This window comes from Streptomyces sp. KR55, assembly GCF_052245645.1.
Taxonomy (GTDB): Bacteria; Actinomycetota; Actinomycetes; order Streptomycetales; family Streptomycetaceae; genus Streptomyces; species Streptomyces flavusporus.
In genome coordinates this window covers 21,633-31,016 of record NZ_JBQQCE010000052.1, presented here as the reverse complement: position 1 = coordinate 31,016, position 9,384 = coordinate 21,633, and the positions used below count along the sequence as shown (strand labels likewise).

The 9,384-nt window shown below is 67.2% G+C and carries 6 protein-coding genes and 2 pseudogenes; 5 read left to right on the top strand and 3 right to left on the bottom strand.

What is annotated here, in order from left to right; translation table 11 throughout:
• Window positions 1–466: 466 nt before the first annotated feature.
• Window positions 467–1,228 (bottom strand): annotated as a pseudogene (locus tag ACTWQJ_RS10540) (helix-turn-helix domain-containing protein); the annotation flags it as partial.
• A 74-nt stretch (window positions 1,229–1,302) separates the two neighbouring features.
• On the opposite strand from ACTWQJ_RS10540, the gene ACTWQJ_RS10535 reads away from it, so the two are divergent.
• From ACTWQJ_RS10535 to ACTWQJ_RS10515, 5 genes are all read left to right on the top strand, one after another.
• Window positions 1,303–2,121 (top strand): phytanoyl-CoA dioxygenase family protein, encoded by an 819-nt coding sequence (locus ACTWQJ_RS10535; protein ID WP_443306366.1) that lies wholly within the window; start codon window positions 1,303–1,305, stop codon window positions 2,119–2,121.
• Window positions 2,118–2,393: a hypothetical protein gene (locus tag ACTWQJ_RS10530; protein WP_443306365.1), complete on the top strand. Its 276-nt coding sequence runs from the start codon at window positions 2,118–2,120 to the stop codon at window positions 2,391–2,393. Before ACTWQJ_RS10535 ends, ACTWQJ_RS10530 begins: the two co-directional genes overlap by 4 nt.
• Before the next feature lie 437 nt (window positions 2,394–2,830).
• Complete coding sequence (locus ACTWQJ_RS10525; RefSeq protein ID WP_443306368.1) at window positions 2,831–4,384, top strand: RICIN domain-containing protein; 1,554 nt, start codon at window positions 2,831–2,833, stop codon at window positions 4,382–4,384.
• A gap of 469 nt (window positions 4,385–4,853) precedes the next feature.
• Window positions 4,854–7,160: a beta-L-arabinofuranosidase domain-containing protein gene (locus ACTWQJ_RS10520; protein ID WP_443306364.1), complete on the top strand. Its 2,307-nt coding sequence runs from the start codon at window positions 4,854–4,856 to the stop codon at window positions 7,158–7,160.
• Between the two features lie 176 nt (window positions 7,161–7,336).
• The gene (locus ACTWQJ_RS10515) at window positions 7,337–8,017 is read left to right on the top strand and encodes an SMI1/KNR4 family protein (RefSeq protein ID WP_443306363.1); all 681 of its coding nucleotides are present in this window, start codon (window positions 7,337–7,339) and stop codon (window positions 8,015–8,017) included.
• Window positions 8,018–8,077: 60 nt separating this feature from the next.
• Here the strand turns inward: ACTWQJ_RS10515 and ACTWQJ_RS10510 are convergent.
• Together ACTWQJ_RS10510 and ACTWQJ_RS10505 are read right to left on the bottom strand one after the other, a co-directional pair.
• Window positions 8,078–9,144 (bottom strand): IS630 family transposase gene (locus ACTWQJ_RS10510; protein ID WP_443306362.1). Its coding sequence is split into 2 segments (ribosomal slippage): window positions 8,078–8,661 and window positions 8,661–9,144, totalling 1,068 coding nucleotides; the frame shifts between segments, so codons are not numbered across the junction.
• Between the two features lie 66 nt (window positions 9,145–9,210).
• A pseudogene (locus ACTWQJ_RS10505) lies at window positions 9,211–9,369 on the bottom strand (integrase core domain-containing protein); the annotation flags it as partial.
• Window positions 9,370–9,384: the final 15 nt, after the last annotated feature.

Below are 9,384 nucleotides of genomic sequence, written 5' to 3'. Positions count from 1 at the left end.
CGAATCAGAGCGGTTTCCTCTGACTGCCTCCGATCGCCTCCGCAACCCGTCCTAGCAGGTCACAGCCTCATCGCCCCCACACAAGCGCAGGTCAGAAAGGTGCGCTAGCTGTACCACTGGTTCCTGGCGAAGGCGGTCGTGTGAGGCATGAGGGCTGGCTCCCCTCTCTCTGTGGTGACGCCATCGTCCGGAGAGGCTCGTCTCGCCGGCCACTTATCGCCCGACCTCGGCGGGCCCGTTCCGCCCAGGCCGCCGGCCTACGACGGTCGTGCCGGCGCGCCACGGCCTCGCCTGGCTGAGTTCCACGACGGCGGCGGCGAGGTGGCTGTCACCGAGCCTGTGCCGCCCGGCCTGTCCTCCTGAGCGTGTGCTGTGGCGGGGCTCGATCCCGACGTGCGCCCTGCCGGGCAAGAGGCAGCTGTCTGCCGGCACCCTTACGGTCTGGGCCGTCCAGCCCCGCAGGGGCAGCCGCACGTACGTCACTCGGGCTCGCGCCGAGTTCACGGCGGCAGGCCTTGTTGAAGGCCTGGAGGTCGGCGATGCCCACGGCCGCGGCGATGGCGGTGATGGACAGGGTGGAGGACAACAGCAGGTGGCGGGCGCGTTGAAGGCGTCGGTGCCGGATGTACGACACGACCGTGAGGCCGGTTTCGGCACGGAACACGCGCGTCAGGTGTGTGTGGGAGACGCCGACGGCGCGAGCGACGTCCGGTACGGACAGCGGGCCGGCCAGGTGTTCCTCGACGTAGGCCTGTGCGGCTGCCACGAAGGGGTGGCGGCGCCCGGCTCCATCGCCCCTCGGCAACTCGGCGATGCGCCACAGAGCGGTCCAGACCTCGGCCGTGGCTCGCGGGGGAGAAGTCGGCATGGCCGTCACGGCGTGTCGCAGCAGATCCGCCAGGCGTGTGCTCTCGGCCCCGGCGTCCTGCATCACCGGCACCACCCGCGCGGTTCCGCCGTCGTGCAGCCGCAGATGGACGTAGAAATGCTCCGACCTGCCCCGATAGTGAAAGTGCACCTCCGTGTTCGGCGGCACCAGGCTGACGTGGCCGGGGCGTATGGGATGGACCGACTGCCCGAGGGACAGAGCACCCTCGTAGTTGTAGAGGTGCAGCTGCCACAGGTCGGGCAGCCGGAAGACGTCATGGGCGGTGGAGACGCCGTGCACCCCGATGCCGGCACCGACCACGGTGGGCGCCTCGTCGAGCCGCAGTGTTACGTGTTTCACGAGGATGGAAAATTACCAGCACTGGACGATTTCAGCCCACGACTGATCCCGGACAGGGCCCATACGTTCGTCGCATGTCAACCAGCAAGCAACTCCTGACATCGGTTCAGATGGCGCGCTTCGTCGCACAGGGATTTCTGCGCCTGGACGGGGTGGTGCCGCAGGAGATCAATGAACGGGCCATCGCGGCCTTGACCGAGGGCCTACCGGAAGTTTCCTACGGCACTCCGCTGGGCGGGGCGTTCGCGAAGGACACCTTCATCCACGAGTTGCTCGCCCTGCCGGTCGTCGCAGGCGCTGTCGAGAGCCTGGTCGGCCCCGAGCCGACCGTCGACCACCATGCGGTTCATGTGCGCGAGCCGCACGAGGGACACGCGCAGCCGCTCCATGGAGACGCGATCATCGACGTGCGGCCGGATGCGTTCGACCTCCAGCTCATGTACTACCCGCACGAGGTGACCGCCGAGATGGGCGGCACCCTGAGTGTGCCCGGAAGCCATCTGCGCAGGATCAACGAGACGGACGTCGGCCGCGTCCAGAACCTCAGGGGACAGACCCGTCTGACCTGCCCGGCAGGCACGGTCGTTCTCGTGCACCACGGCATCTGGCACGGTGGCCGCCGCAACGACACAGCGAGCCGTCGCTACATGTACAAAATCCGCCTCAACCCGACCGTGCCGCAGGTGCGTCTGTGGGACGTCTCCGACCTGCACGACCCTGCGGTGCCCGCGGAACTCAATACGTACTTCCCCTGGTACGAGCAGGCCACGGCCCGACTGGAGATCTGCAACCGGGTCCTCCTGTGGCGGGCCCTGACCGGTGACGACTCGTTCGACGTCGAGTACTGGGTCACGCGCGTCAGTAACCGGCCGACCCTGAGGAGTCACGCATGAGACAGCAGGTTCTGGTCCTCTACCTCTCGACGTCGGCGCTGGACTCCGACGTCGTGGGCTGGTCCCGATACGACGGGACCGGCCGGACCCGTCCAACGACCGGTGACAGCGACGAGCCGCCCTATCCCACAGGGCTTGCCGCGCTGCAGGACGGGTGGCGCCTGTTCCAGGCCTCCCAACTGCTGCCGCCTCAGTCCGGTCACGAGTACGACGTCTCCTTCCTCAAGCACGAGTTCTTCTTCGAGAAGGTGGAGGACAGCTCTCACCCTTGACCCGGCGCTGGAACTGCTGCTCCTTTGCCCGGCCGGGTGGGGGCGCCCACCGGAACCGGATGACGGGTTGCTGCTGTTCGGCACACATGCCCATGGAGACGGCGGTTCCGATCTCGAAGCGGCAGATCCTGATCATGCGGCAGACATCCTCATCAAGCAGCAGACATCGCTCATCAAGCGCTTCGACAAAGCTCCTGCCGATCGTTCGCTCTACCTTCGTGCAGACCGGCCTGAGATGCCAATGGCCGCCGCACGGTTACATTCGAAGCGCTTCGACAATATGGTGTGCGCCGGGAGTATCGCGTCCGGAGCGCCCATAGTGACCAGACGCCTTCTCCGAGCCGAGCACGCTCCTCACCGTGCTCATGCTCCGGCCGGGGCGTGCCGTCGACGACCTGCGCTCGTACGCCCACCTCCTGCGAATGAAGGGCATGTATATGACATTCAGGGTTCCGTGGTGGAAATGCGGGAGGCGTACGGGGGTGCTCGCCGCGGTGACCGCGCTGCTGGCGGCGCTCCTGACCGGACTTGGCGCCGCTGGGACGGCGCAGGCGGCCACCGTGGATACGAACGCGTCGTACGTGCTGGTCAACCGTGGCAGCGGCAAGGCGCTCGACGTGGCGGGTGCGAGCACCGCCGACGGGGCGGCCCTGTCGCAGTGGGCCCGTCATGACGGGGCCAATCAGCGGTTCCAGTTCGTCGACTCGGGTGGCGGTTACTACCGGTTGAAGGCGCAGCACTCGGGCAAGGTGCTGGACGTCCTGAACAACTCCGCCGCCGATCACGCGGACATCGTGCAGTGGGGGGATGCCAACAGCGCCAACCAGCAGTTCCGGCTGGCCGATTCCTCGGACGGTTATGTCCGGCTGATCAGCCGCAGCAGCGGCAAGGCCGGCGAGGTCCAGAACGCCTCCACCGCGGACGGCGCCAAGGTCGTGCAGTTCACCGACTGGGGCGGGGCCAACCAGCAGTGGCAACTGGTCCGCGCTACGGGAGTGCTGGCGCAGGTGCACACCGCGGGGCGGGTCAGGGACGCCGGAGACACGGTGCAGTACAGCTGGCCCGGCGTGTACTTCGAGGGCCGCGTCAGCGGCACCGGCGTGGGCATCGTGCTCAACGACTCGGCCGCCGACTACGACGTGCAGGTCGACGGAGCCACCGTCGCCACGCTCGTGACGCCCGGCAACACCACGCACTGGATCAACGGCCTGCAGGACCGCACGCACACCGTCCGGCTCGTCAAGCGCAACGACACCCCGGGGGACACCAGCACGTTCGGAGGCTTCGTCGCCGCGCCCGGCGGTGCCGTACTGAGCAAACCGGCCGCCCGCAGCCGTCAGATCGAGTTCATCGGTGACTCCCTCACGGTGGGCTACGGCAACCTCTCGACCTCCCGCACCTGCACCTGGGACCAGGTCAAGCGGAACACCAACTCCGATGTGAGCTACGGCGCCCTCACCGCCCGGCAACTGAACGCCGACTATCAGATCAACGGCTACTCGGGCCTTGGCATGGTGCGCAACTACAACGGAGGCCAGCCAGACGTCACGTACCGGACCTTCTACGACCGTGCCCTGCAGAACGTGTCCGGCGACGTCTGGCAGAACCCGGGCACCTGGCGCCCCCAGGTCGTGGTGGTCAACCTCGGCACCAACGACTTCTCGACCGCCATCAACCCCGGTGAGCCGTGGACGCCCGACAGCCTCGCGGCCGGCTACCGCAGCGCCTACGGCGACTTCCTCCAGAAGCTGCGCACGCGCTACGGGGCCGGGACGACCATCGTGGCAGTCGGCGCAGGCCAGTACGCCGGCCATGTCCAGCAGGTGGTCAAGGCACGCAACGACGCCGGCGACAGCGGGGTCCGCTACTGGTTCCTCGACGACTCGGGCCTGGACTTCCTCGGCTGCGACTGGCACTACTCGGCCCACGACGACCGACTCATCGCCGACCGGCTCACCTCGTTCATCGCCGGTCTGCCGACAGGCTGGTGACGGCACCGACCACCCTGGAGCACCACAGATCCCACTGCGGGGCATCCGACTCCTGAAACGGTGCGGTTCGACCCGACGGTGGAGAATGCCGACCCCTGCCACTGTGCCCGGGCCGCCCCAGAAAGGGGCGGTACCGGCGCGGCCCTGTCGACCAGGCCGTGCGGCGGATGGAGGTGGGCGGACGTCCATACGGGCGATTCTCCGCACGCGGGTTTGTAAAGCACGTATGACGAAACCATTGACGGGAACATGGCCCACTTTTATCTTCTGACCCAATCGTGATCGGAATCACGAACTCCGTTCGAAATTACGGACGTGGGTGGTCTCGTATGTCTCGCACGCTTCGCCCGTGCGCAGCAATCAACGCGCGGAGCCGTCCCACGCCCGACAGGTCCCACCCGACCGCGGACATGTGACCCCACGCACCAACGACCAAGCAGTCGCTCTCCCGTCACCGAAAGGGTGCAAGATGTCTTCCTCCGTCAGCAGACGGCGCCTCCTGCAAGTAGCCGGGGCCACCGTCGCCGCCTCTGCCACGGGATCCCTCATCGGCAGTTCTCCCGCCCACGCGGCCATCCCCCCCGCAAGGACCGACATCGGGGTCTCCGCGCACCCCTTCGAACTCGACCAGGTCCGGCTCACCGCAAGCCGGTGGCTGGACAACCAGGACCGTACGCGGAACTACCTGCGGTTCGTCGATGTCGACCGGCTGCTGTACAACTTCCGCGCCAACCACCGGCTGTCCACCAACGGCGCGGCTGCCAACGGCGGTTGGGACGCGCCGGGCTTCCCCTTCCGCACCCACGTCCAAGGGCACTTCCTCACGGCATGGGCGCAGCTGTACGCCGTGACCGGGGACACCACCTGCCGGGACAAGGCAACCCACATGGTTGCGGAGTTGGCCAAATGCCAGGCCAACAACAGCGCCGCCGGTTTCAACGCCGGGTACCTCTCCGGCTACCCCGAGTCCGACTTCACCGCTCTCGAACAACGGAACCTGACCAACGGCAACGTGCCGTACTACACCATCCACAAGACACTCGTCGGCCTGCTGGACGTATGGCGCCACATCGGCAGCACACAAGCCCGCGAGGTGCTGCTCGCCCTGGCGGGTTGGGTCGACTGGCGCACCGGCCGGCTGAGCAGCCAGCAGATGCAGACCATGCTGGGAACCGAGTTCGGCGGCATGAACACCGTGCTGACCGATCTCTACCAGCAGACAGGCGACGCGCGGTGGCTCACCGTCGCCCGGCGGTTCGACCACGCCGCGGTGTTCGACCCGCTGGCGTCCAACCAGGACCAGCTCAACGGACTGCACGCCAACACCCAGGTACCCAAGTGGATCGGGGCCGCCCGGGAGTACAAGGCCACCGGCACCGCCCGCTACCGGGACATCGCCACCAACGCCTGGAACATCTGCGTCAACACGCACACCTATGCCATCGGCGGCAACAGCCAGGCGGAGCACTTCCGCGCCCCGAACGCCATCGCCGGCTACCTGAACCAGGACACCTGCGAAAGCTGCAACACCTTCAACATGCTCACCCTCACCCGGGAACTGTTCGCGCTGGACCCGAACCGGGCCGCTCTGTTCGACTACTACGAGCGGGCGTGGCTGAACCAGATGATCGGCCAGCAGAACCCGGCCGACGACCACGGCCACGTCACCTACTTCACCCCGCTCAACCCGGGAGGCCGACGCGGTGTGGGCCCGGCCTGGGGCGGCGGAACCTGGAGCACCGACTACGGCACCTTCTGGTGCTGCCAGGGCACGGGCCTGGAGATGCACACCAGGCTGATGGACTCCATCTACTTCCGCAGTGACAACACGCTGATCGTGAACCTGTTCGTGCCCTCGGTGCTCAACTGGTCACAGCGCGGAATCACGGTCACCCAGACCACGTCGTATCCGAACAGCGACACCACGACCCTGCAAGTCACCGGCAACGTCAGCGGAACCTGGGCGATGCGCATCCGCATCCCGAGCTGGACCACCGGGGCCACCATCAGCGTCAACGGCACGGCGCAGAACATCACCACCACGCCCGGCAGCTACGCCACCTTGACCCGCTCCTGGACCTCCGGCGACACGGTCACCGTCCGCCTGCCCATGCGGATCGTCATGCGAGCGGCCAACGACAACGCGAACGTCGCCGCGATCACCTACGGCCCGGTGGTCCTGTCCGGCAACTACGGCAACTCCTCGCTCAACTCCCTCCCGACGCTGAACACGTCCTCGATCAGACGGACCAGCAGCAGTTCGCTCGCCTTCACCGCCACCGCCAACGGCTCCACCGTCAACCTGGGCCCGTTCCACGACGCGCATGGCCACAACTACACCGTCTACTGGAACACCAGCGGCACCGTCCGTCTCGCCAACGTGGGCAGCGGTCTCGTGCTGGGCATCCTGGACATGTCCACGGCCGACGGTGCCCGCGCTCTGCAGTGGAACGACTCGGGCACCGACGACCACGACTGGCAAATGATCACCGACGGGGACGCGGTCCGTTTCCGCAATGCCCACAGCGGCAAGGTGCTCGGGGTCCAGGACATGTCCACGGCAGACAACGCGACCGTCCTGCAGTGGTCGGACACCGGCACCGCCGACCACAAATGGACACTGCTCGACCAGGGAGACGGGACCTACAAGATCCGCAACGTGAACAGCGGCAAGTTGCTCGCCATCGCGAACCACTCCACCGCTGTCGGCGCGTTCGCAGTCCAGGACTCGGACAATGGCACTGCCGACAACCGGTGGCGCATCTTGGGGAACTAGAGATCTTTAACGGCCGAGGTTGAGGCGGTTGGTGTGACTGATCGTGCTACCTGGCCATTGCGTGCTTCGGTTGGCCCTTCTGCGGGACGTGCCGAGGTACTTGGGGTGCCGGGCTGTTCCCGCGGTAGCAGTGGGCCCCGCGCCCGGATGTCGGTGGCGGCACGTACGGTCTGCGCATGAATGATCAGTGGTGGGTGGACGTACGTCAGCGGGTTGAGGCGGCTGGTGCAGGGCCTGCGGGCAGCAAGGTTTTCGGGGCATTGGGGCATAAGTGGGTCATGGAGGACCCGCTCACCCAGGGCGAGCTTGCCGAACTCGAGGCTCAGATAGGCGTGCGGCTGCCGGAGGAGTACCGGGCCTTCCTGCTCCACGTTGGCGCGGGCGGCGCTGGCCCCGCGTACGGCCTGTTCCCGGTTCGGCGCGTGCAGGGCCGTTGGCGTTGGGAGGGCGACGGCGCGGACCTGGCCGACCTGTCGAGGCTTGCCGAGCCGTTTCCTGACCAGGGTCCGGACCCGGAGTTGCTCAACGATGTTCTTGCCCAACGTCCCGAGGAAGAGGACTTCGACGACATCGAGGACTTCGACGACGCCATCGAGGCGTGGGACGAGCGGTGGGAGGCCGTCATGTTCGCCCCGGAGCGCACCGCCGGCGCGATCGTGATCTCCCACCTGGGCTGCGCCCAAAGAGAGTGGCTGATCATCAGCGGCAGCCACCGCGGCACGATCTGGTCCGACTGCCGGGTAGACGACGTCGACCTCGCCCCGCTCCTCGACGACGACGGTACGTCGGTGAGGTTCGCCCGCTGGTACACCGACTGGCTGGAGAAAGCAGAGCGCACAGCCCTGTCAATACCTTAGATCGTCCCCCTGCGCTGCTGAGCGTTGTAGTTGGCCAAACGGGCCAGGTAGGGCGCTCAGTCACAGTTGGAGGTCGAGCCCGGTCTTGGCGATGAGACCCTGGAGGAGGCGGGGGCGGTACTGCATCCGTTTCAGCCGCGTTTTCACCAGCGCGGTGAGCTGGTCGAGGCTGTGTTTCGTGAGGTTGGCCAGCGATCTCTTCAGGTGCGACCACACGCCCTCGACGGGGTTGAGCTCGGGGGCGTACGGCGGCTGTTGGCAGACGGTCAGCCATAATCGAGCGGCGATCAGCTCGTGCATGGTGTGGCTGATGTGCGTGTTCAGGTTGTCCCACACCAGCATGACGGGGCCGCCGAGTTGCTGGTGCGCCGCGTCCAGGAGGCGGGCGTAATCGGTTTCGGTGAAGCCCTTGCGGCGGCCTTTGGCGGGACCGCGGTCGAGGTGGATGCGGTAGATCAGCCGGGGCCGGTGGCCGACTTTGGTGCAGATCAGCGCCGCCGTGGAGACACGTTTGGTGCCCGCGGCGGTGACCTGCACGACCGGGGTGTGGCCTCGGCGGCCCCAGGTGCGGCCCTTGGGCGGCCTCAGGCCCTGGCCGGCTTCATCCTCGGAGCAGAGCCAGGCGCCCAAGTCCGCCGCCCTCTTTTTATGACGGGCCACTGCTCGTCCTTCCAGGCGGCGATCTTCGCCTCGTCCCGCTCGGTGGCCTTGCGGGAGGGGACCTGCACGCTCCAGCCGATGCGGTGCAGCAGCAGGTCCAGCCCGGCCAGGGTGTACTCGACGCCGAACCGGTGGCGCACGATCTCGGCGATCCGGGCCAGTGTCCAGCACTGGTCACTCCAGCCGGAGGCGGCCGGGCCGGCATCCAATACCGCCTCCAAAGTGCGGAGTTGTCCCCCATTGAGCTTGCAGCGGGCGCCGCCGGGGCCCTTGGAGGCCAGGGCCTGCCGACCGCCTGAAGCCAACGCCCGCCGCCAGCGGTTCGCCGACATCCGGGTCACCCTGAACCGCCCGGCCACCTCCCTGTCACTGGCCCCGGCTTCGATCAGGTCAGCGGCTGCGAGCCGGACTTGCTCACGCCGTGCCCGTTCCTCGGCCGTCAATCCACCGCCATCGGGATACCTCACCCTCCCGGCATAGCGCGGCCTGCGATAGCTGTCACGACTCTGCGTAACCCGCACCGTTAAAGATCTCTAGCTGTATTGACCCGCAGCGTTGTTCACGCGGCTGATGGGTGGCTGGCCGCCGAGTGCGGTATGGCAGCGGTGGTGGTTGTAGGTGTGCAGGAAGTCTGCCAGGGCTGCGGTGCGTTCGGTGTTGCTGGTGTAGGGCCGCAGGTAGGCCCATCCGTCGAACTGCCCGGCGGG